Annotated in this window: 21 protein-coding genes and 4 pseudogenes; 12 read left to right on the top strand and 13 right to left on the bottom strand. The window is 59.6% G+C overall.

From position 1 onward, the window contains the following. The first annotated feature begins 172 nt into the window (after window positions 1-172). From AC1D35_RS20660 to AC1D35_RS20650, 3 genes and pseudogenes are all read left to right on the top strand, one after another. Window positions 173-1,303, top strand: a complete 1,131-nt coding sequence (locus AC1D35_RS20660; protein ID WP_477939847.1) for an RHE_PE00001 family protein — start codon at window positions 173-175, stop codon at window positions 1,301-1,303. A 591-nt stretch (window positions 1,304-1,894) separates the two neighbouring features. After that, window positions 1,895-2,356 (top strand): annotated as a pseudogene (locus tag AC1D35_RS20655) (ParB/RepB/Spo0J family partition protein); the annotation flags it as partial. Window positions 2,357-2,830: 474 nt separating this feature from the next. Beyond that, a complete protein-coding gene (locus tag AC1D35_RS20650; protein ID WP_477939845.1) occupies window positions 2,831-3,865 on the top strand; it encodes a DUF7146 domain-containing protein in 1,035 nt (344 codons plus the stop codon). A gap of 360 nt (window positions 3,866-4,225) precedes the next feature. Here the strand turns inward: AC1D35_RS20650 and AC1D35_RS20645 are convergent, their stop codons facing one another. From AC1D35_RS20645 to AC1D35_RS20630, 4 genes and pseudogenes are all read right to left on the bottom strand, one after another. Continuing rightward, entirely contained in the window at window positions 4,226-4,369 is a 144-nt protein-coding gene (locus AC1D35_RS20645) for a hypothetical protein (protein ID WP_477939877.1), read from the bottom strand. Between the two features lie 430 nt (window positions 4,370-4,799). Further along, window positions 4,800-5,342 (bottom strand): GNAT family N-acetyltransferase, encoded by a 543-nt coding sequence (locus AC1D35_RS20640; RefSeq protein ID WP_477939843.1) that lies wholly within the window; start codon window positions 5,340-5,342, stop codon window positions 4,800-4,802. Continuing rightward, window positions 5,342-5,650: a type II toxin-antitoxin system TacA family antitoxin gene (locus tag AC1D35_RS20635; RefSeq protein WP_477939841.1), complete on the bottom strand. Its 309-nt coding sequence runs from the start codon at window positions 5,648-5,650 to the stop codon at window positions 5,342-5,344. Before AC1D35_RS20635 ends, AC1D35_RS20640 begins: the two co-directional genes overlap by 1 nt. Before the next feature lie 322 nt (window positions 5,651-5,972). Then, window positions 5,973-6,472: pseudogene (locus tag AC1D35_RS20630) on the bottom strand (GNAT family N-acetyltransferase). Between AC1D35_RS20630 and AC1D35_RS20625 the strand changes: the two are divergent. Beyond that, a pseudogene (locus AC1D35_RS20625) lies at window positions 6,453-6,629 on the top strand (IS6 family transposase); the annotation flags it as partial. The pseudogenes AC1D35_RS20630 and AC1D35_RS20625 overlap by 20 nt on opposite strands. A 339-nt stretch (window positions 6,630-6,968) precedes the next feature. Here AC1D35_RS20625 and AC1D35_RS20620 read toward each other — a convergent pair. The 6 genes from AC1D35_RS20620 to AC1D35_RS20595 all read right to left on the bottom strand — a co-directional run bounded on the left by AC1D35_RS20620 (window position 6,969) and on the right by AC1D35_RS20595 (window position 14,768). After that, on the bottom strand, window positions 6,969-7,685 hold the full coding sequence (locus tag AC1D35_RS20620; RefSeq protein ID WP_113300593.1) for a Bax inhibitor-1/YccA family protein: 717 nt from the start codon (window positions 7,683-7,685) through the stop codon (window positions 6,969-6,971). Window positions 7,686-7,705: 20 nt separating this feature from the next. Further along, window positions 7,706-8,473, bottom strand: coding sequence for an anti-sigma factor family protein (locus AC1D35_RS20615; RefSeq protein ID WP_477939838.1), 768 nt, complete (start codon window positions 8,471-8,473; stop codon window positions 7,706-7,708). After that, the gene (locus tag AC1D35_RS20610) at window positions 8,460-8,999 is read right to left on the bottom strand and encodes a sigma-70 family RNA polymerase sigma factor (RefSeq protein WP_477939836.1); all 540 of its coding nucleotides are present in this window, start codon (window positions 8,997-8,999) and stop codon (window positions 8,460-8,462) included. Before AC1D35_RS20610 ends, AC1D35_RS20615 begins: the two co-directional genes overlap by 14 nt. Window positions 9,000-9,178: 179 nt before the next feature. After that, the gene (locus AC1D35_RS20605) at window positions 9,179-10,429 is read right to left on the bottom strand and encodes an oxalate decarboxylase family bicupin (RefSeq protein WP_477939835.1); all 1,251 of its coding nucleotides are present in this window, start codon (window positions 10,427-10,429) and stop codon (window positions 9,179-9,181) included. Window positions 10,430-10,460: 31 nt separating this feature from the next. Further along, the gene (locus AC1D35_RS20600) at window positions 10,461-13,577 is read right to left on the bottom strand and encodes an efflux RND transporter permease subunit (protein WP_477939833.1); all 3,117 of its coding nucleotides are present in this window, start codon (window positions 13,575-13,577) and stop codon (window positions 10,461-10,463) included. Between the two features lie 3 nt (window positions 13,578-13,580). Continuing rightward, entirely contained in the window at window positions 13,581-14,768 is a 1,188-nt protein-coding gene (locus tag AC1D35_RS20595; protein ID WP_477939830.1) for an efflux RND transporter periplasmic adaptor subunit, read from the bottom strand. Between the two features lie 316 nt (window positions 14,769-15,084). Here AC1D35_RS20595 and AC1D35_RS20590 point away from each other — a divergent pair. Continuing rightward, window positions 15,085-15,284, top strand: a pseudogene (locus AC1D35_RS20590) (ATP dependent DNA ligase); the annotation flags it as partial. Window positions 15,285-15,424: 140 nt separating this feature from the next. Next, window positions 15,425-16,060, top strand: coding sequence for an HAD hydrolase-like protein (locus tag AC1D35_RS20585; RefSeq protein WP_477939828.1), 636 nt, complete (start codon window positions 15,425-15,427; stop codon window positions 16,058-16,060). A 494-nt stretch (window positions 16,061-16,554) separates the two neighbouring features. On the opposite strand, the gene AC1D35_RS20580 is transcribed toward AC1D35_RS20585, so the two are convergent. After that, complete coding sequence (locus tag AC1D35_RS20580; RefSeq protein ID WP_477939827.1) at window positions 16,555-16,920, bottom strand: hypothetical protein; 366 nt, start codon at window positions 16,918-16,920, stop codon at window positions 16,555-16,557. A 155-nt stretch (window positions 16,921-17,075) separates the two neighbouring features. Here AC1D35_RS20580 and AC1D35_RS20575 point away from each other — a divergent pair, with 155 nt between their 5' ends. Genes AC1D35_RS20575 through AC1D35_RS20565 form a run of 3 tightly spaced genes read left to right on the top strand, consistent with a single transcriptional unit; the run spans window position 17,076 to window position 17,741 of the window. After that, window positions 17,076-17,288, top strand: coding sequence for a phospholipase D-like domain-containing protein (locus AC1D35_RS20575; protein ID WP_477939825.1), 213 nt, complete (start codon window positions 17,076-17,078; stop codon window positions 17,286-17,288). Next, complete coding sequence (locus AC1D35_RS20570) at window positions 17,285-17,539, top strand: phospholipase D-like domain-containing protein (protein ID WP_477939823.1); 255 nt, start codon at window positions 17,285-17,287, stop codon at window positions 17,537-17,539. Before AC1D35_RS20575 ends, AC1D35_RS20570 begins: the two co-directional genes overlap by 4 nt. 1 nt (window position 17,540) lies before the next feature. Then, on the top strand, window positions 17,541-17,741 hold the full coding sequence (locus AC1D35_RS20565; protein ID WP_477939821.1) for a hypothetical protein: 201 nt from the start codon (window positions 17,541-17,543) through the stop codon (window positions 17,739-17,741). A gap of 309 nt (window positions 17,742-18,050) precedes the next feature. On the opposite strand, the gene AC1D35_RS20560 is transcribed toward AC1D35_RS20565, so the two are convergent. Together AC1D35_RS20560 and AC1D35_RS20555 are read right to left on the bottom strand one after the other, a co-directional pair. Further along, window positions 18,051-18,791 (bottom strand): nucleotidyl transferase AbiEii/AbiGii toxin family protein, encoded by a 741-nt coding sequence (locus tag AC1D35_RS20560; RefSeq protein WP_477939819.1) that lies wholly within the window; start codon window positions 18,789-18,791, stop codon window positions 18,051-18,053. A gap of 161 nt (window positions 18,792-18,952) precedes the next feature. Further along, complete coding sequence (locus tag AC1D35_RS20555) at window positions 18,953-19,807, bottom strand: type IV toxin-antitoxin system AbiEi family antitoxin domain-containing protein (protein ID WP_477939817.1); 855 nt, start codon at window positions 19,805-19,807, stop codon at window positions 18,953-18,955. Window positions 19,808-19,991: 184 nt separating this feature from the next. Between AC1D35_RS20555 and AC1D35_RS20550 the strand changes: the two genes are divergently transcribed. The 3 genes from AC1D35_RS20550 to AC1D35_RS20540 all read left to right on the top strand — a co-directional run bounded on the left by AC1D35_RS20550 (window position 19,992) and on the right by AC1D35_RS20540 (window position 21,312). After that, the gene (locus AC1D35_RS20550) at window positions 19,992-20,480 is read left to right on the top strand and encodes a hypothetical protein (protein WP_477939815.1); all 489 of its coding nucleotides are present in this window, start codon (window positions 19,992-19,994) and stop codon (window positions 20,478-20,480) included. A 67-nt stretch (window positions 20,481-20,547) separates the two neighbouring features. After that, window positions 20,548-20,916, top strand: a complete 369-nt coding sequence (locus AC1D35_RS20545; protein WP_477939813.1) for a hypothetical protein — start codon at window positions 20,548-20,550, stop codon at window positions 20,914-20,916. A gap of 48 nt (window positions 20,917-20,964) precedes the next feature. Continuing rightward, window positions 20,965-21,312 (top strand): DUF4160 domain-containing protein, encoded by a 348-nt coding sequence (locus AC1D35_RS20540; protein WP_477939811.1) that lies wholly within the window; start codon window positions 20,965-20,967, stop codon window positions 21,310-21,312. Window positions 21,313-21,445 lie beyond the last annotated feature (133 nt).

Genomic DNA, 21,445 nt, shown 5'->3' with positions numbered 1-21,445 from the left:
CCGGTCACGACCGAGCTGTTTTTCGATGGAGGCAAATCATCGCATCCGAAAAACCGGGTGAAAACCCTGTGCTCGCCCGCCATGATGTTGTCCGCAAGTTTCCGCCATGAAACAACTGACGGAAGAAAATGCGCCTTTCGCTTCCCTTTGTGAGAATCCATTAAGCCTAACAATGCGCTACGATATCGATGCTGCAATGCTCCAGACGCTGCTTCCGGCTATCGCCGGGGCCGAGGATGCTCTGGCACGGCTCGATGAAAGGGCAGCCCGTTCGCCGGTGGGGCAGGGCTTTGCCGAGCGCAGCCATTTTTTCGATGCCGCCGGTGCGTTGTGGGTGGCGGGTGAACTTGTTCATGTTGAAGATCTGGTCTTGCACGACGCCCATATGGACAGCCGTGCGCCGAGCCACGAGCTGACGATCGCCCATTCGGTGCTGCGCACACGACGGCGGATCGAGACGGCTGATCCTGGCTGGGCGCTCAGCCCGACAGGCCTCGGCGCGCTGAGCGCCAGTACGCTGGAAGGGGAGGATAGGGCGCCGGAGGCCGCAGATCTTACACCCCCCGGGCGCGAGGCTGACGATGAGGACGACGAAGCGCCGCTCGCCGCCGAAATCGCCGAACTCGATGCCCTGCTCGCACGGTCGCAAAGGCTTCTCGATCATCATGCCGGAAAGCCCGGTGCGCAAGAGCCAGCGGAGGCCGCGTCCTCGCAGCGCGATGACGATCCGCTCGGCCTGTTCGGCGACGATGAATGGAACGAGGAAGAACGGCTCCAGCAATGGCGTGGTCTGATCCCGCTCGTCGAGGAGCTACCGCCCAGTCTGGCGGCTGCGCTTCTTTTCGACGCCTGGGAGCGGATCGAGCCATTGCGCCGCCAGCATTGGCTCGGCGGCCTGCTGATTGCGAGTAGTCTGCGTGTCAGAGGCAAGGTCGCCTCGCATCTCTTTTCTTTTTACCCCGGGCTGAAGCAGATCCGCCACGAGCGCCGGCGCTCGCGTGACCGGCTGACGCGCCTGCAGGCCTTTCTCGATGCAATGCGGGAGAGTGCGGTCACTGGGCTCAAGGAGATTGATCGCCTGTCGCTCGCGCGCACGCAGATGGAGCTGCGCTTTCGCGGCCGCCGCTCGAACAGCAGCCTGCCGCAATTGGCAGATTTCGTCCTGTCGCGGCCGATGGTGTCGGCCGCCATGGTCGCTCGCCAACTCTGCGTCACACAGCGCGGCGCACTGAACCTCATCAACGAGATTGGCATTCGCGAAATCACCGGTCGCGGCCGCTACCGGGCTTGGGGTATCATCTGATCCGGCGTTGTCAGGTTGTTGGCGGACGCTGAGGCGTAGTTGGTTGCACATTCAGGTATTTTTAGCTTGAGAATATTTGACCTGGACAAAATAGAATTGACCGCGTCCCTTCGCAGGCATCGGTCCGCGGTTACGCCGTGGCCTTTTCATTGCATATTGGTCCCTCTTCCCTGCAGACAGAATGCTCGCAAGGGAAGCGCGCCTTGACGGTTGCGGAGGTAGCTGCTGGCATAACCAGGTTCCCGTCGGCTGATCTCACGACCTCGTCGTTATAAACGACACCGCTTTTCCTAAGCCGCAAAGCTCGACGCGCCGGGCCTGCGCCAGCATTTCCACCATCTCGTCGAGGGTTGCGTCGACGATCCGCTCGGCATCGCCGTGGTAACGGCGTTGCGTAACGCAATCAGGAAAACCAAGCCGGATTTTATCACCGGTGGGGGTAAGCCGCGACCAATCAACAAGAAGGCTAGGGGGCCTCCGCGATGCGAAGTTGCAGGGGCCGGCGGTGCAGAGGAAGAGGAGGGAAGGAGATTCCGCGACGGGCTTGGAGGCTGCAGAGAGGCTACGGCCGGCTCGTCACGGAGAAATGACATGGCACAGGCCATTCAGAAAATCACGCGCAGCGCAGGGTGCGATATTTCCTTCAACAAGCTGCTCTTGAGCCAGCAGACCGTCCGGAAGACCAAAGCGGATGTCTCAATCGAGGATCTTGGGGAGGACATTGCCCGTAGAGGACTGTTGAGCAGCCTCAATGTTTGCCCTAAACTCGACGGCGACTGCAACGAGACCGGCACTTATCGCGTCCCCGCCGGCGGCCGGCGCTATCACGCCCGTGAACTGCTCGTGTCCCAGAAGCGACTTCCGCAGACCGACTTCGGTCCATGCGTCGTCAGCAGGGGAGAGGCACCTGAAGTCGAGGATTCTCTTGCCGCGAACGTTCATCGCGTCGACCTCCATCCCCTCGATCAGTTCAGGGCGTTTCAGACACTGCACGAGCAGAGGCAGGATGAAGACGAAATTGCCGCGCGCTTCTTCGTCTCCGTCGCGACGATGCTGCCGCCGGGCTCTTTCGTTTCTGGAGACTGCACCTTGAACAATCTTGGCCAACATTCCCGCTCGGTGTCCACCGGTTTCAAGGTCGACATCTCGCGCGGCGAGCGCATCGGCCGTGTGTCGTCGGAGTGGTTTTGGCGGCCCGACGATGAGCGCTATCTTTCCCTCGGCGAACTTTACGACTGGGTCAAATCCCGCGCCTATCACGCCCATGACGGATCCTCGATCATCGGCCTTGCCGGTGAGAGGACCCTGCGGCGAATGCCAGTCATGGACAAGTGCCGCGTCGAGCTCGTCGGCTTCACCCACGGCATGCGTGACTGGCCGAGTTCAACCAGCCTCTTCTCCGAGATGATCGCCTGGAAGGTGCGGTTCTTCGTAACCACGGCTGAGGAAGGTCCGGTCATCCTCGAGCGATTGAAACAGCGCCATCGCCTCATCGATATCGCGCGCCAATCGTGACGGAGGTTTGTCATGTTGTCCGCTTCGGAGCTGGCAGACCATCTCGCGCAAGATGCCGAGGCCGTCTGCCACCACTACCTCTCCGCCGGCCGCCGGGCTGGCAATTATTGGCTCGTCGGCGACGTTGCCAACAGCAAGGGTCGGTCGCTCTACGTGCATCTGATCGGCCCGCGCGCTGGCAGGTGGACGGATGCTGCGACCGGCCAGTTCGGCGATCTGTTGGACCTCGTCCGCGAGAGCTGCGGTCTCGTCGACTTCCGCGACGTGGCCGATGAGGTGCGTCATTTCCTCAGCCTGCCCCAGCCCGATCTACACTCGTTCAGAGAGGGCAACGCCGGTGATTCTGCGTCGGTCGAGTGGCCGACGACTGATCGGGCACGGCGACTGTTTGGGATGACACAGCCGCTCGCAGGCACGCTTGCTGACGTCTATCTGCGCGAGCGCGGCATCCTGCGAGCATCGACGCATGCGGCGCTGCGCTTCCACTCGTCCTGTTACTATCGCGATCTCCTGACCGGTCGGACGACAAGCTATCCGGCTCTGATCGCGGCCGTCACCGATCGGGAAGGGAAGATCACCGGAGTTCACCGGACCTGGCTTGACCCGGACGGCGGCGGCAAGGCCAAGGTGGACGATCCCCGCCGCGCGCTCGGCAAGCTGCTCGGCAATGGTGTCCGCTTCCGCTTTCCTGTGAGCGAACCCGTTCCTGTCGTAGCAGTGGGCGAGGGCCTCGAAACCGTGCTTTCGCTTGTCGCCATCATACCCGGCATGCCGATGGTCGCGGCGCTGACGGCCAATCATCTTGCCGCCTTCCGGTTCCCGCCCGGATGTCTGCGCATCTACATCGCCGCCGACGCGGATGCCGCCGGCCGGCATGGCATGGAGGGATTGAGTCGACGAGCGCAGGAATATGGAATCCTGCCACTGGTGCTGTCACCCAACCTCGGCGACTTTAACGACGATCTGCGCTGGCTAGGCCCGAACCGGCTGACCGCAAGCCTGCGGGCTCAAATGGAACCGGAAGATACGATCACCTTCCTGCCCTGATGAGGCTGGTCGGAAAGGGAGGGCATCGCCGGCGGCTGCGTTGGTGAAGGGTGGGCCTTCCGCGCGGGCGCGCCCGCCGGGCCTGCTGAGAGGCGACCGTTACCACGCGCGCCTGGTGGCCTTCAGCGGGTCAGTCGGGTTTCCTCCCCGCGAGACATGTGTGGACACTCCTTCGGCCAAGGCATGGTTTGATAGAAATGAACTCCGGTAGAGTGCTCCCATGTGTCCGGCCTTGAAATTCGCAGCATGAACACTGCGAGGCCCTGATGAAGTCCGCGGGTCATGGTCCCTATCAAGAAGCGTACAGGATGCTGTCACGCCATCGGGTTTTCCGGATCCCCGGTTCATACCCGGTTTTCATCATTTATCGATGCACGCCCTCCGCTTGGCGCCCCAGCCAAGTTCGTGCAGCCGCAACATCGCCAATACCTCATCAGCCTGAAGCACATCCCCGCCCTGCATCGTCCGCGACAAGGTAGATTGCGCTGAAATCTCGATCGTCATCCATCACTCCTCGTTCCGAGGAGGCAGTTCTTCGTTTGGTTAGGGAGGTACGGACGAATTCTTGGACTAACAGGAGAGCCTCGGCGTTGCCGTCGGCAACTGAGGTCGTCTGCACCTTGTCTGAGCCAGGCAGGAAGTAGCCGATCAGCCAAGTTCGCTGGCTGAGTTAAAGGGCGATATAGCAATCGTTGAAATCTGCAGCTCTCATGATCATCCTCCATGGAAAAGCGGAGGCGAATTATCAAGCTCCGCGACGAGCTTGCATAGGATCTATAACGAGTTACGGCCACACAGCGCGATCGGCAACAAGGTGCCGATTTCGCTCATGAACGGCTCATCGGCACCCCCGCCGAACTGAGCCTTAACCCCGGAAAATTCCAGCTCTGGCAGGCCCAAAATCGGTAGCACTTCACTCTGTGAGCGGCAAGATTCAGTCGAACATTTTTTTGATCGTTGCGATTGGGATGAACATCCGCAGCGCGTTTGTCGGCAGAGGCTGGAAGCCGTATTCTTTGTAAAGCTTTACTCGTCTATCGGTTCGTTCCGCATCACCGCAATCCAGGACGTCGAGCATGACGATTGCCGTACCTATTTCATCCGAGATACGCGCGATTCGCGTCAAGCAGTCGATCAGCAGGTCGCCGCCGTATCCGCTGCCAGCGAATTTCAAGTCGCGACCGATCATTGAGATGTAGGCCGCGGGAATTGACCCATGTCCGGGTCGGTCGCGAGCGAACCTTTTCGCAAGCTCCGTATAATCAACAGCGTGGCCRTTGATGGCGTAGAAGCCAATAACCGGGCCTCCGTCTTTCGTCATCACGAAAACACGAAGATTGTCGCTCTTCTGAAGCTTGTTTGCGGTCTTCTGAAAGAAGTTGTCGACCTGCTCAATGCCGCACGAAAAAGCCGCCCGATCATGTTTTGAGGGATCGAGCGGCTCGATGATTGGTTTGGGCGTATCGTTTTGCGGCATTATTTTGAGACGACAGTCTCGCTGTGACGCTTGAAAGCAGCCTTAAGTCTATCTGTCGGCTCTGGYGGATTGTCCAGTGCAGCAAAAAACGCAGCATGATCGGCTGGCTGCAAAAGAGTCCGTTCATGAGCGGCAATCGTCGTCATGGCGGATTGGTAAGCAGCGTTGATCGTAAAAGCGGAGTCGTCTACACCCGACAACGCAGCAGCGCGTTGGATTGCCGTCTTGATGCGCGCCTTCGTACGAAAGCCCATACGTGCGTCGTTTGGTTCATCGATTTCGGCAGTCATGTCTTTGAAAGCAAACATAGTCGCCTCCTATTCGAGTGTAACGATGTGGCTATGTGTACGTCAAAATGACGTACACGTCAAGTTAGATCGGGATCATTGTACGTCGAGTGTGCGTACATAGTTCCGGCGCACCGTGCATGTGGAAAGGCGTATGGTCGCTCGAGTCCGCGGGCAACGGGATCGGATGCGATCCTAGCACCTCTCTCAATGCTCCGATCTATCGCAGCTTCGTGCAAGAGGAATAGCGCCACCCCATGCGGCATCTTATGCGGTGCCGAGCCATTGCGTAATTGCCGAAAGGCGAGGCGCGATGTCGAAGGATAGTCGGTGACGATTTCCGTCAGAGAAGGCCCTTGGCCTTGAGGTCGCCGGCGAAGGTGGCGAGCGGCATGACAAGCGTGAGTGGCTGGTTCTCCAGCGGCTCGGCCCCATAGCTGACATACCATCGGGCCGCACGCTCGCTCTTGCCGTCGATAATTAGCAACATGCCACCTGCCTGCGACGCTATCCGCAGACAACGAAGCGCTGCAGCTGCCAGAAGCTGGCCGCCCAAACCATGTCCCGCCACGGAGAGACTGGTTGCGATCCGAGCCAGCTTGAAGCCAGAAACCTCGTGCTGGGCTAAACCCTTCGTCATCAACGCCGGCACGCCCTCGTGCGTGACTGCAGAGGGGGCGATGGTGTAGAAGCCCAGTACGCGGTTGGGCATAGAAACGTCGATCGCACAGAAAGTCTTTGAGGCATTCTGTTCGTGGTTTTGACGCGCGTAGCGTCGGAAAAGTCGTTCATCGCCGGATCGCCGCAGTCGAACGACTGGCGCAGGCGGCGAGAACGGATCATGAAATGCTTCAAGACGAAGCGACATTGGCAACGCTTCGTCTTCATCCATGATCCGATTGCCAACCTGCTCTACATCCCGCGCCACGACGTCATCTCAATCCACTATCGCGAACTACGTGCTGCGGCGATGAGCCTGTGGACGCAGATCGCTCGGGCGCAAACAGCGACAGCCACGGCGGCCTGCTATTGCCTCACGACTTTTAAGTTTACGATGCCCCCTGACGAAGGCGCGAACTATTTCCGGGCCGCCGGATACGATCCGGATTAAGCAGGATCTGCTCTAGCCTTCGTCCTCGATGCGCCGCGATACCAGGCGATAGCAGCAACGACCGCGTCCGAAAAAGTCCCGATCCGCGCACCGAAGTCGTGAGACAAACGAAAACGGCCCGGCGTCAAACCCGGCCGTTTCCTTTAGGGTGAACGCCCGGCCTGCCATCCTGTCACAGATCACAGACCGGGCGCTCTTGCGCTTCCATTGCCCCCAGAAGCGCGGTCTTTATTCCCGTTCGCCCGTGAAGTTGAGCAGAAGCTGGAAAATGTTGACGAAGTTCAGGTAGAGCGAGAGCGCGCCGAAGACAGCAAGCTTCTGGTTCGATTCCTGATCGTAGTTTTCCGAATACTGTTCCTTGATATTCTGCGTGTCGTAGGCGGTGAGGCCGACGAAGACGACGATGCCGATCACCGAGATCGCGAACTGCAGGGCGGACGAGCCCAGGAAGATATTGACGACCGAGGCGATGATGATGCCGAACAGGCCCATCATTAGGAACGAGCCCATCTTCGAGAGGTCGCGCTTGGTCGTATAGCCGTAGAGGCTGATCGTGCCGAACATGGCAGCGGTGATGAAGAAGGTCTGTGCGATGCTCGTCTTGGTGAAGACGAGAAAGACGGAGGCAAGCGACAGGCCCATTACGGCGCAGAAGGCCCAGAAGGTCATTTGAGCGGTGCTCGATGACATCGACTGGATGCGGAACGAGAAGAAGAAGACGAAGGCGAGCGGCGCCAGCATCACCACCCACTTGAGCGGCGACTGGAAGATCGGCACGTAGAGCGCCGGTGTCGAGCCGACGACGAAGGCGACGATGCCGGTGATGACGAGGCCAAGCGCCATGTAATTGTAGACGCGCAGCATGTGCTGGCGCAGGCCTTCATCGAAAAGGACCTGCGTATTGGCGGCCGAGCCGGTACCATAGCGGGGATTGATCGGGTTCATGACTGATCTCCTCGGTTAAACTAGTAGAGCGATCGGGCGAGCCGTTCGGCCGCCTGATCGAGATTGGTGCCTTTGTTTTCGGCGATCAGCGCGTAAGCGACCTCGCCGATCTGCCAGTAGGCGGCTTCTATTTTTTCAAGGGCGATATGGCTGACCGGCTTCACCTCGAAGGCACCCGGCCGGACGGCAAAGAGCGACAGGCGCTTGCCGTCGGCTTCCTCGATTGCCATTTCGACGCTCGGGCCGAAATCCGACGGGAAGATCTGCACATCGGCGACCTTCCAGTCCTTTGGCAGTTCGGGCATGACGATTGCTGTCGCAGCGCGGATTTCCTCGGCACTATAGGCCGGGGCCGCTTGCGATCGAATGGTTTCGCGCACGGCAACGGTGCGATAGGCACGCACCGCATCCTCGACATAGGCCGGTGCCGGAACAGACGCTGCGACCTCCGTTGCCGTAAAGGCGCCGAAGGAATTATGCGCCACCCAGCCGGCCGCCAAGAGAACACCGACGGCAGCGATGCGCTGCATGGAATGCAGGATGCGGCCATAAGAAAGGCCACGCTCCAGCCGGCGGGCGACATCGCGCGTTTCAGCGCGGCCGAAGGCGCTTTCGCCGGCAAGTGCCAAACGCAATTCGCCTCTCATGCTGAGATCAGCCATGACCTTGGCGGCAATCGCCGGGTTCTCGGAGAGATAGGATTCCACCTGGATGCGCCGTGCGACATCGAGCTCGCCGTCCACATAGGCGTCCAGATCGGCATCAATGATTGGATCAATCGCCTTCATTGCCGTTCCCCCCAATCAATCTCAGATGCGCAGTACGCGGCGCCTTCTCCTCGATCTCGCGCAGCTGGGCGCGGGCTCGGGAAATACGCGACATCAGCGTACCGACAGGAATGCCGAGCGCATTAGCTGCTTCCTGGTACGAAAGGTCCTCGATCGCCACGAGGTGCAGCGCCTCACGCTGTTCTTCCGGCAAATCGAAAAAGGCGTTGCGCACCTGCTTCAGGCGCACCGCATGTTCCTGTCCGGCCGGTAGCGACTGTTCCGCCTCGACGGCCGCCTCGTCATGGCGGCGTGTCAGGGAGCGGTTCCGCCGAACACGGTCGATATGCGCATTGTGCAGGATGGAAAGCAGCCAAGTGCGCAGGTTTCCGCCGCTGCGGAAGCTCTTGCGCTTCTCGAAGGCCCGGACCAGCGCATCATGCACCAGATCCTCCGCCTCATCCGAATTGCGCACCAGCGAGCGTGCGTAGCGTCGAAGCGCTGCAAGCTGACCGATGACATCGAAGGGGCGTTCTTTCCGTTCCATGATTGAGTATACGAAAGCATCGCCGATTTTATTCCGGCTAAACGCAGATTTTTTCAAATCTGCCAGAAAATGAATGCCGATTTTTGGGCAATGCCAAAAACCTCCGCCATTTGCCAGGGCGGAGGTATTGTTTTGCAGGCTTAATGCAAGGGATCAACTCTCCGGCATAATATTCGGGGTCAGGCCTTCGGCATGATCCCCGGCTGGTCGGCAGGGAATTTCGCAATGTCCTGGACACTGATATTGAGATGCTGGGCAACGAGGGCTGCCGGTGTATGGGTCAGCCACGAGGAAAGGCCGACTTCCTGATATTCAGCCACTTTAAAGACGGCGACGAACTGAAGGTCCGTCTTGCCGGTATTTTCGATGATATGGCCCTGGCTGCGTTTGACATAGCCAATATCGCCGGGTCGGAAGTCGGCGGTCTGGCTGCGCGGGCCGGCATCGAACACCGTCATGCGGCCTTCGCCCTTGATCCAGTACTGCCATTCGTCGGCATTCGGATGCCAGTGCATTTCGCGCACGCCACCCGGCTTGATCGTCTCGATCGCCGCAGCGATCGTCTTCGACACCTTGAAGATGTTGCTGTCGGCAAGCTGGATCGTGCCCGACGCATTCTGCTTCAGCGGTGCCGAAGCCGTCAGCCGGTAGGTGAAGGGGTAGGGCGGCAGGCCTGCGGAAGCCACGGCCTCCTGGTCGGCCGAAAGCGGACCCGGCTCCTTGCCCTGAAAGATCCAGAGATCCTGCAACGGGATGTTCTTGAACGTGTCCTGCGGCACCCCGAAGTTCTTGGCAAGCAGCTCAGGCGATGTATGAGCCAGCCAGTCGGTCAGGAGCAACGTGCCGTATTCGGACTGGTCGCCCTCGTCGAAGACGAGGACGAATTCGGCGCCTTCGGGCCCAAGGCCCTGCAGCGAATGCGGGAAGCCGGCTGGAAAATACCAGAGATCGCCAGCCTCGACGTCCTGCACATAGGCACGGCCCTGCGGATCAAGCACAGTCACCCGGCAGCGGCCATTGGTCATGATCGCCCATTCGGAAGCCCGGTGCCAATGCATCTCGCGGATGCCGCCGGGGCCGAGGCGCATGTTGACGCCGGAAACCGCTTCGGAAATTGCAAAATCGGCCTGCGTCACCTGCCGTGCCCAGCCGCCGTTCTGGATGCGCTTCGGTGCATTGTTGAATGATCCCCAGAAGAGCTGCATATCGCCGACATCGGTAGCCGGCGGATTGCCGAACGAAGGAAACTGATCGTTGATCGCAGGGTTCTTCGGGCCGGGATCGGAGAGCCCGGCAGGATTGGCATTAATGGCGCCTTCTGCAGGCTGATCGGGATTGCCGAAGCTCGCCGCGCGCGCAGCACCCGCCGCCAGTGCCGTTCCGCCCATCGCTCCAAGCGCTAGAACCGTACGTCTAGAAAGAGGTTCCATGGTTTTAATCCTTTCGTGTCGATTGGGAGGGTTATTCCGCCGGAGCTTGAGTTGAGGCGCCGGTGGTGGCGTGCGGTCTGCGGCTGACGAATTCGCTCAGCTTTTCCAGGTAGAGGTAGACGACCGGGGTGGTGTAGAGCGTCATCACCTGGCTGATGAGCAGGCCGCCGACCATGGCATAGCCGAGCGGCTGGCGCAGTTCCGAGCCGGTGCCGTGGCCGAGCATCAGCGGCAGGCCGGCAAGAAGTGCCGCCGCTGTCGTCATGATGATCGGACGGAAGCGCAGGAGACAGGCCTGACGGATCGCATCTTCCGGCGACAGTCCCTGCTCGCGCTGGGCGGCAATGGCGAAGTCGACGATCATGATGCCGTTCTTCTTGACGATGCCGATCAAGAGGATCACGCCGATCAGCGCGATGACGGTAAAGTCGAAGCCGAAGGCCCAGAGCATGGCGAGAGCACCAAGACCGGCGGAGGGAAGCGTCGACAGGATCGTCAGCGGATGGAAATAGCTCTCGTAGAGCACGCCGAGGATCAGATAGATCACAGCAATCGCAGCAAGCACCAGCAGCGGTTCGCTTGAGAGCGAACTCTGATAGGCCTGCGCATTGCCCTGGAACGTGCCGATGACGGTTGCCGGCTTGCCGAGATCGGTCTCAGCCTTGTTGATCGCGGCAACCGCCTGGCTGAGTGCGGTCCCTTTTGCAAGGTTGAAGGAGAGTGTGACGGCCGGAAATTGGCTCTGGTGGTTGACGGCAAGCACGGCCGCCCGCTCCGTCGTCTGCTTGACGARCTCGCTCAAGGGAACCTGCTCGCCGGTCAGCGGCGATTTGATGTAGAGGCCATTGATCGCCAGCGGCGATTTCTGGAACTGGGGGGCAAGCTCGAGAACCACATGGTAGCTGTTCAGGTCGGTGAAATACTGGGTGACCTGGCGCTGGCCGAAAGCATCGTTAAGCGTATCGTCGATCATTTGCGGCGCAATTCCGAAGCGCGATGCCTGGTCACGGTCGATCGCAAGCGTGACGGTAGCGCCGCTATTCTGCTGGTCGGTGGCGACATCGGTCAGCTCCGGCAGCGTCTTGAATGTGGCGAGCAGCTTGGCTGCCCAGTCGTCGAGCTCGCCGGCATCACCGTCCTGCAGCGTATATTGGAACTGCGTGGCCGAGGCGCGTCCGCCGACATTGATATCCTGCGCCGGCTGCAGGAAGAGTTCTGCACCCTGCATCTGCGCGAGCTTCGGACGAAGCCGGTTGATGATTTCGGTTGCCGAGGCATCGCGCTGGTCTTCAGGCTTCAGCGTGATGAACATGCGGCCGTTATTGACGGTCTGGCCCGCCCCGCTGCCGACGGCCATGCCGACGGTCGCAACCCCGGGATCGCTGGCAACGATACTACCTGCCTCGAGCTGGTGGCGCGACATTTCGGCGAAGGAAATATCCTGCGCGGCTTCAAGTGTACCGGTTATCAGGCCGGTGTCCTGGATCGGGAAGAAGCCTTTGGGAATATTGACGAACAGGAAGCCGGTTGCCGCTAGCGAAGCGATGAAGACTGTCATGGTCAGCCGGTGATGGCGCAGCGCGATATCGAGCGTGTAGCGGTAAGCGGCAAGAAGCCCGTCGAACGCCTTCTCGCTCATTGCATAAAGCTTGCCATGGTTGGTGTCTTTTTCCGGCTTAAGGAAACGCGAACTCATCATCGGTGTGATGGTCAGCGAGACGATTGCCGAGACGACGATCGTCATCGTCACTGTGATTGCGAACTCGCGGAACAGCCGGCCGACAATTCCGCCCATCAGGAGCAGGGGAATGAAGACGGCGACGAGCGAGATACTGATCGAAATGATGGTGAAGCCGATTTCGCGCGCGCCGTCGATTGCCGCCTGTTTCGGCGTTTTGTCCATCTCCATATGGCGATGGATGTTCTCGACCATGACGATCGCATCGTCGACGACGAAACCGACGGCGATACTCAAGCCCATCAGCGAGAGATTATCGAGGCTGAAGCCAGCGACATACATTAGCGCCAATGTGGCCAGGAGCGCCAGCGGCACGGTGACGCTCGGGATCACCGTCACCCAGACATTGCGCAGGAAGACGAAGATCACCATGACCACAAGGGCGATGGTAATAACAAGCGTCGTTTCGACATCCGCCACCGAGGCGCGGATCGTGGTTGTCCGGTCGCTGAGGATGGAGAGGTGGAGGGCCGCCGGGGCGATCGACTGAAGCTGCGGCAGCGCGGCGCGGATCGAGCCGACAGTGTCGATGATATTGGCGCCCGGCAGTTTGAAGATCGGCAGGAGGATCGCCCGCTTGCCATCGGCCCAGGCTGCCAGCTGATCGTTCTCCGGTCCGTCGATCGCCTGGCCGATATCGCTGATGCGCACCGGAGCGCCGTCGCGATAAGCGACGATCGAATCGTTCCAGGGGGCGGCCTTCAGGAGCTGGTCATTGTCATAGATCGTGTAGGTGTGCTCTCCACCCTGCACACTGCCTTTCGGTGCGTTGCTGGTGATGCTGGTCACGGCGCTGCGGATATCCTCAAGCGAAAGTCCCATCTCGGCGATCTTGCCGGGATCGATCTGCAGGCGCACGGCCGGCTTCTGCTGTCCGAAGATCAGAACCTGCGAAACGCCGTCGATCTGGCTGACATGCTGGGCGAGCACGCTTTCGGCAAAATCGTCGACTTGCGTCAGCGGCAGTGTATCCGAAGTGAGCGCAAGAACCATGACCGGCGGATCGGCGGGATTGACCTTGCGATAGGTTGGCGGCGAAGGCAGGTCCGTCGGCAATTGCCCTCCGGCTGCGTTGATTGCGGTCTGCACGTCCTGGGCGGCGCTATCGACGTCGCGCGACAGATCGAATTGCAGAGTGATCGCGCTCGAGCCGAGCGTGCTCGTCGACGTCATCTGGGTGACGCCGGGGATCTGGCCGAACTGCCGCTCCAGCGGCTGGGTTACCGCCGATGCCATCGTCTTCGGATCGGCGCCGGGGAGCTGTGTCGAGACCTGGATTGTCGGAAAATCGACTTGCGGCAGGGGTGCAACCGGCAGCAGAGGGTAGGCGACGATACCGAGGCCGAAGAGACCTGCCATCATTAGCGAGGCGGCGATCGGCCGCTCGATGAACCAGGAGGAGATCGACATGGCCTACTCCTTGCTGGCAGCTTGCGTACCGGCCGCCTGTTGAATGCTGACATGAGTGCCGACATCCAGCCGATACTGGCCCGACGTGACGACCTGTTCGTTGCCGGAAAGGCCCTTTTCGACGACCGCGTGGCCGCTCTCGATCGGCCCGGGGGTGACCTTGCGCACTGCAGCCGTGCCGGAGGCATCGATAACGTAGACGAAGAAGCCGTCCTCTCCCCGCTCAAGTGCTGCGGAAGGAATGGTCACGGCCTTCTGGAGCGTCTGCTGCTTGACCCTCAGCGTCACGAATTGACCAGGCCAGAGCGCATCATCCTTGTTCTCAAAAATCGATTTGATGCGGATCGTGCCGCTTGCCTGATCGATTTCGTTGTCGATGAGCGAGAGCGTGCCTGACGCAAGCTGCCGCGACTGGTCCATCGACATCGCCGTCACCTCGACCGGGCCGGCCTTCAGCGCGTCGCGCACAGCATCGAGATCGTCCTCACGCAGTGTGGAGACAACCGTGATTGGCTGTGTCTGGGTGATCGTGACGATCGAGGTCGTATCGGTCGTGTGGACCTCGTTGCCGGCGTCGATCCGACGGATACCCGTGCGGCCGTCGATCGGCGAGCGGATTTGCGTGTAGGAGAGCGAGATGTCAGCGGCCTCCTTGGCCGCCTGATCCTGCACGAGCTGTGCCTGTGCACTTGCCACCATGCTTTGCTGCTGTTCAACGGTTTCCTGCGTGACGATCTGCTGCTGGCCCAGTTTCTGGTCCTTGCCGAGCAGATATTGGGCGTTGGCGAGGTCGGCCTGGTCCTGCTTGATCTTTGCGGCAGCCTGATCGTCGGCTGCCTGGAAAGGGCGAGGGTCGATGATGGCTAGCACATCGCCCTTCTTGACGGCCTGCCCCTCGTTAAACATCACGCTCTGGAGCTCTCCGTCGACACGCGTCGTGATATTGACCGTATAATTTGCCTGCACCGTCCCGAGACCATCGAGATAGACAGGCACGTCGGTAACGGCAGGCGTGGCGACCTCGACCGGCACGGCCGGCGACTTGGGCTCCGGGGCGGCAATGGTCGGCTCCGTCCCCGCAAACCAGAAGGCTGTGGCCAATCCGCCCGCAACGGCGAGAATGGCAATCGCAGCAAGGATCGCCGGTTTCGGGCGACGACGGGGTTCAGTCATGATGCGGATGGATGTCACTGCCGGCTCCATAGACTAAAGGTTGAATATGCTGCAACGGCCACCGGCATTGGGCGGCGGCCTCCGTATCTGTCTCCTGAATTGACGGTGGTGCCGAGGCCAGGGGTCAGGCTGCTGATTATCGGCAGCCGACCGGCGCTTCTGTGTCCTGCCAATCAATTCCACGCGAGAAGGCTACGTCCGGGCGGGCATCGGCGCATCTATACGCAGGTCTAGTCGCCGTTCCCCATAGGTATACGCTCCCGCATCCGGGCAGCCGGCGGCACGCAGAAGGACCGGCGCTAAGAGCATTCGCACCGGCTCACTGCACCTGTTCGACACATTGAAGACGAAAACGCCGGCGTTCCCGTTTAAGGGAAAGAACCTGGTCTTCGCCAAGCCGAAGTTGATTGCCGAGATCGAGTTTCGAGGCTGCACGCATGACCGGAGCCTGCGTCATGGTCCTACAAGGGACTGGGCGAGGTACAGGACAATGCCACTGTCTTCGATCTGTCCGACGGGCTACTGCAACAATGAGTCGAGATGGGCCCCCTGGATCCACAGGCTCGGACCTGTTACTCAGCCAATCATGATCGCGTCGACCTACCAGCTTTTTCTTTTTGACTTTGACGGCACGCTGGCCGACAGCGGCGCCTGGATGGTCGGCGCTCCGGCAGATGGCCGATCGTCATCGTTTCAGAAAGCCGACCGATTCCGAGATCGATTATCTTCGCGGTCTTTCCAATCGCGAAATCCTCAAGTGGCTGGAGATCCAAGGTTGGCGGCTACCCTTCATCGCGCGGGACATGCGCAGACTCGCGGGCACGGCAACTGTCGAGCTCTTCCCGAGCACGGAGAAACTCCTTTCGGAACTCGCCGCGCTGGGTGTCTCGCTTGCGATCGTCAGCTCGAACAGCCGCGTCAACATTGAGCGCGCCCTGGGTCCGTCGGCCGGCCTGTTCTCGCATTTCGAATGTGGTGCCTCTCTCTTCGGCAAGGGCAAACGGATCAGACGCGTGTTGCGAGCGACCGGCCGACCGCCAGCCGAGGCCATCGTCGTTGGCGACGAGGTGAGAGACGTCGAAGCAGCGGCCAGCCAGGGCGTAGCTTCAGCGGCGATGACCTGGGGATACGCCCGGCGCGAGGCCCTCGAAGCCGCTTCTCCGACGCATCTGGTTGAGACGGCAGATGATCTTGTCCGCCTCGCAAGGCCAAAGGCTAAGTCGCAATCTCAGATCGCCGAACGCCCGGCAGGCCAACCGAAGTGGGGACATTATTTGCCGAAAATCCCACGACGGAGTTGCAAGCAATAGGTTAGCGACGATCTTAGGAGCGCGAGACGCCCGTCAGTCTGCGCGCCGCTGTGGTATTGACGACAAACTCAAACTCCGGCTTGAACAGGTGGGATCGTTTGGCTGCGATACCATCTGGTATGGCGGCTTACCCACCACGTTCACGTCAGGCGAGATCGACGGATACCGTTGGCTTTTTCGGTGTCCTCTCTTTTGACAGGCTGCTGCTGGTATTCGAGCGCGGAAACGCCCAACAAGTGACATGGGAGAACGGCAAGAAACTGTCGTTTGAAAAAAGCTGGGAATTCATCGAAGAACGGGAACCGGCTTCCCCAGATTTCTTGCCGCGTACTGGTGTCCTCGAATTCGTACTTAGAGGCGTTAGGGCGTTTCAAGCGGCCAACCCTTTCACGAGTGACCAACGGCAAAATTGGGCTTGTGCGGTGCCGCATCGGCCTTTCGGAATGTGGGTAGCATTGCATCTGTTACGCGGCCTCGCGCGCTGGCAAAAATGCTCAGCCGTGAATTTTCGCGTTTGACGTTTGAGATCGCGGTTTCGCGGTCTGTTGAAGGACAAATACCGCCTCGCCGAAGATTTCTCGACGCCTCTGTGTGCGAAGGTTGAAGGCACGAGCAGCGTCGTCGGGCGCCATCGCGATCGCGACAGATCCCTCATTTTCTACCATATCAATCAAGAGATTGCGCATCACGGAGTTTTCTTCGCTCAGCCGTGTGAGGTCGTTCTTAACGGGGGAGGACGCGAGCTTTCGGCTAATTGCGTCGTCGATCGCTTTTTCGACCAGGCGCGTTTTAGCGGCCAAGTAGCGAGCAACGAAAAATGTGACAGTCAGAACGCAAACTGCAAGAACTGGATAAAGCATCAGAACCTCCAAGCCTCACAGTTATGTCGTGGTCTTGTCCATCGTTTTCAATGATGACATTGGCGCCAAGAGATGCGGCCGGCGCGGGTGCTGCGTACAACCATGTGCGGGGAGAACAAGAAATCGAACTCGTTTAGACAGGCCCGTCGAGCAAATTGGTTGCGACGCGCAAGACCGAACAGGCGCTGCTTCAGGTCATAGAAGCCGCCACGCACCGCCTGTTCATGACGAGCTTCGTCGCCTACGAAGTTCCGTCCGTCATGGCCGCCCTCGTCCGTGCAATTGAAAAAAGGGTGGCCGTATCGATGCTGCTCGAAGCGAGCGAAAAGCATGGAGGAACGGTCTCGAATGCGCCATCGGAAAAATGAAAACGTCTCTGCCCATGGCCCGGATTCTGTCGTGGTCCGAGAAAGACGGAAACTTTGCCGGTGGCAGAGTTCACGCCAAGGTAGCTGTTGCAGACGAGCGATTTTGCTTTGTTTCGAGCGCAAATCTTACCGGCCATGCGATGGAAAAAAACATGGAAGCCGGTGTCTTGGTGAGAGGTGGGGCGACGCCGCGCGATCTTCATCGCCACTTGGAGGCACTAGTGACGACCCACGTCGTGACGAAGGTCTGAAGTGGATACCGTCGACACACAGACCCGGTCCAAGATTATGGCGCGCGTAGGCCAGAAAAACACGGGCGCCGAAATGCTTTTGAGGCGCGTATTGCATCGAGCGGGATTGCGATACAGGCTTCACGACCGGTCTCTTCCTGGAAGCCCCGATTTCGTTTTCCCACGTTTCAAAGCGGTTCTGTTCGTTCACGGATGCTACTAGCATTCGCATGACTGTTATCGGTCCACCGTGCCGAAAAGCAGGCGAGAATTTTGGATTCAAAAGTTCCAGGCGAACCGTTTGAGAGACGATCGAAACGTCGCGCTGTTGAGAGGAGCTGATTGGCGGGTCTTGATAGCGTGGGAATGCGCTCTCCGAGGTAAGTATGCTATGACGGCTGAAGAGATCAGCTTCACGGTCAAGGGATGGCTGGAATCCAGCGCACCTGTTGGGGAGCTTCCAGCCGTTTGAGCGAAATGGGAGGAGTTGGCCTTTGAAGTTCTCCGATAGGATGTCGGCGCGACCGGTTCGTTAATGGGCGCTCTGTAGCGCTTCGATGAGCGCAGCCGCTTCCTTGCGGTTCTTTTGCGCGCCATCAATAACCAAAAATTTTTCCGCGTCGGTGAGCTCCGCGAGAAACCGAAACCCTTCGACGACACGGCCGATCATGCCCTCAAGGTCGGGTTTTTCATCCTTGCGGAGAAGCGCCGTCAGGTCGCCGATATCGTAATCACCACCCCCTTTGACCCGCGCGGCGAAGCGGTCGTAATCAAGGCCCGCGCCGCCGCTATTCCAAAGCTTTAGGACAGCGAGCGACCGGACAAGCTCGCGGTCGAATGCGCGGCGCGCGATCTCGGCCAGGTCGTGCAGGTCGCGAATTTTCGAGCGCTGGCTGGCGGCGCGAATTTTCTCGGCAACGGCTTCCTCAAAGGCGATCGACGGGATCGCGTCGGGCTTGAACGGCAGAAGCCTGAAATAATCCTGTTCGATCTGCGCTGCTGCTGCCACCGGCAGAACCGGCATCTCGCGCGTGCTGACCTGCAACTTGATCTTCACGCCTTTCTCATTGTCGGCATGAAAACAAAACGGATTTGCGGCGCAGCCTTCGTCGGTCAGATACCCGTCCTTGTCCTTGTCAAACCGGAAGGACAGGCCGTGGTAGGGCTGGTCCAGCGCCTCCAGCATCATCAACATCAAGTCATCGACCGGAATGTCGGTGCGGCGCGTGAAATCGAGGTCTGTCGAAAGGCGTCCGCGCGGCCCGAAGACCATCTTTCGCAGCATCGTTCCGCCCTTGAAGGCGACGTGTTCGGTAATGCCCTTTTCCGTGAAAAGCTGGAGCAGGTAGGTGAGGATCACGTCGATTTCGACGTTACCGATATCGCGGGCGCCTGAGCGGGCCGCGACTTTGCGCAGGTCGTTAGCGGACAGCATCAGCCTTCCTCCCGTCCGCGGATACGCGGCACTTCAGCCAGCAGGTCCTCTTTGCGCGCATGCACGAACAAGCCCCACGCGGCGACATAGCCGATATCGCCCTCGCGCTGTCCGGCGCGACCGAAATAGGATCGGTAGCTGCCCGGTATCAAGTCACGAATTCTTGATCTGACCTGCTCCGGCAAGGGCCTGCCGACGAGGTCGGAGAGGAAACCGAGGCGCTGGAGAACGGCTCTGGATTTCATCGCCGTGGCGGTCGCCAGCACGTCACGCGGAAGGGCTTCGGGAAGAGCGCTATGGGTGATGCGCGCCAGTTCGGCAGGACCGCCGGCGAGATCCGGGCGGTCGAGGCAATCGAGCAGCGTTTTTACCGGCGTGGAAAGGGCGACCATGCGGCCGTAGATGTTGTAGGATTCATAGCCGAAGAACTTGCGGGCAGTGACTTTGACGAAGCGCACGGCGCTGCCCTCGATCACTTTCGCCGGTGTCTGGCGCGTGACAGCGACGAACACGGTCATCGGCTTTTGAGTGGTGAAGCCGTGCCAGGAGGCGGCGGACCACCAGCCGATATAAGAGGGTTGGATCGCAGCCGCCGCGAGTGCGAGTACATTGTTCTCGCCAAGATTTTCAGGACCGTGCTCAGGCGGGAGCAGCATATACTTCCCGCCAACGATACGCGACAGCCATCCCTTGCGCACAAGGTTGCGGATGACCTTGCGCGCAGAGGATTCGGGTATGTCCGGACCGAGGATGTCCAGAATATCCGCAGTCTGCACCAATGAGCGGCCCTCCTCGCGGAGGGTTAGCACGACCTTGCTCTCGGCCTTTCCCAGTGTGCGCAGATTGTTTTTCATGCAATTTTAGCCCTCCTGAGGCTAAATCCATATACAGAATAATCTATTGTCCAAGGTGACGTCAAGGCTTTTGATTGTTTTGTATCCTACTATAGCCCTATCAGGGCTAAAAACGAATATAGAACAATCAATGGCTTGCTGATATAAAAGACTCAATGAGTCAGGGGGCTTAAGGGAGGGCAGCATGAGCGATGTGACGAAGATTTTGGAGTTGATCGGAAACTGCGACGATCCAGAAAGGCTGAGATCATGGATCAAGAACGCCCGGGACAAGGGCGAGYCGCGGGTTGCTGACGCCGCATTCCCCAGGTTGGTTTCGATCCTGCCGAAAGAGAAGCCCGGGACCGTGGAGCATGACTTCTGGCAGACGATACACGCATTCGAGCATGTCCTGTCTGAAGAGCGGGGAAAGACCACCCGGCTCGCGCGCACAAGGCAGAAAGTCGCGAGGGTGGGAGAGACGCAGACCCTTCAGGACTGGGCCATGAGCGCCAGCAGCACCGACGGCTTCTCGATGCTGCTGGAGCGGAATATGCCGGAGCTGACCGGTGAGGCCATCGTCCTGCGGCACGCGCGCCAGTTCGGCGCGGAGGTTGTCGCGGCGGCTAGGCGTCGGCTAGAGGCAGCAGGCACCAATGTTGCCACGCTTCCCGGCTTTGCAGCCGCGAAATGACAGCCCATAAAAGTCCAGCGGTCTTCGGTTGCCGCCGATCGTGGCGACCGATTGGCGTGGAGAAATCGTGGGCGCGCCCGGCATCAATTTCGGCCAGGTGGTCCAGCCGGGTCCACCCCGTCAGTTGGTCGAGTTTACCTACATTGTCCTTACCGCCGCGCTCATAATGCCGAATGCAGCGTTCCGGTGGCCGGGCGTCGTTATGATTATGACGCCTACGCCCATGAAGACGGAGTTTCCTGATGCGGGCGTATTCTTCCAGACTGAAGGCCTGCCGTCTCTGAGCCTCTCGCTGGAAGTAACCAGAGCGCAGTTTTCGGACATGCTGCAGCGCATCGCGGCGCGACGGTTCAAGGAGTTTCATTTCACCGTGGAGGAGCGAGCCGAGAACTTCTGGCCGCTGCGAAGCTGGGGTATAGGAACGGTATCTTCGTGACGGCTGCCCTTCAGGAGAAGATACGTCACCTCCACCAGGCGGACAGAAATGGATAACTCGCAGACTAAAGTACACTATCTTGATGGGGGCCCGATCTTTGACCTGCTTTCAAGAATACGACCCGCTGACGAGCATTCCATCGAGTTCATTGTCGATATCTATAGTGGCCTGCGTATCATGATGTTCTTCGACGAACACCCGCCGCCCCATTTCGCCGTGAAGTACGATGGCGAGACAGCCAGTTTCAGTATCGATTCCTGTGCCCGGCTTCGTGGAAACAGAGGCCTTGAACGCTATGAGTCCAAAATAAGGGAATGGTGGAAGGATCACAAAACACTACTCATCGACAGCTGGAACAACTCGCGCCCGTCCGATTGTCCCGTTGGGCCTATATAGAAACCAGTCAACGAGGCGACACCGTCATCGGGGGCGAAATCCAAGAAGGGCGGACGGCGTGCCGAATATCGCTAACGCCACTGCTTCTGAAATTACAACGGGAAAGCAATCATATAGGATGCCCAGTTTCATC

The sequence above is a fragment of the Rhizobium sp. P1_E6 genome (genome assembly GCF_056405875.1).
The sequence above is the reverse complement of the archived record's forward strand: the minus strand, read 5'-3'. Positions and strand labels throughout refer to the sequence as shown.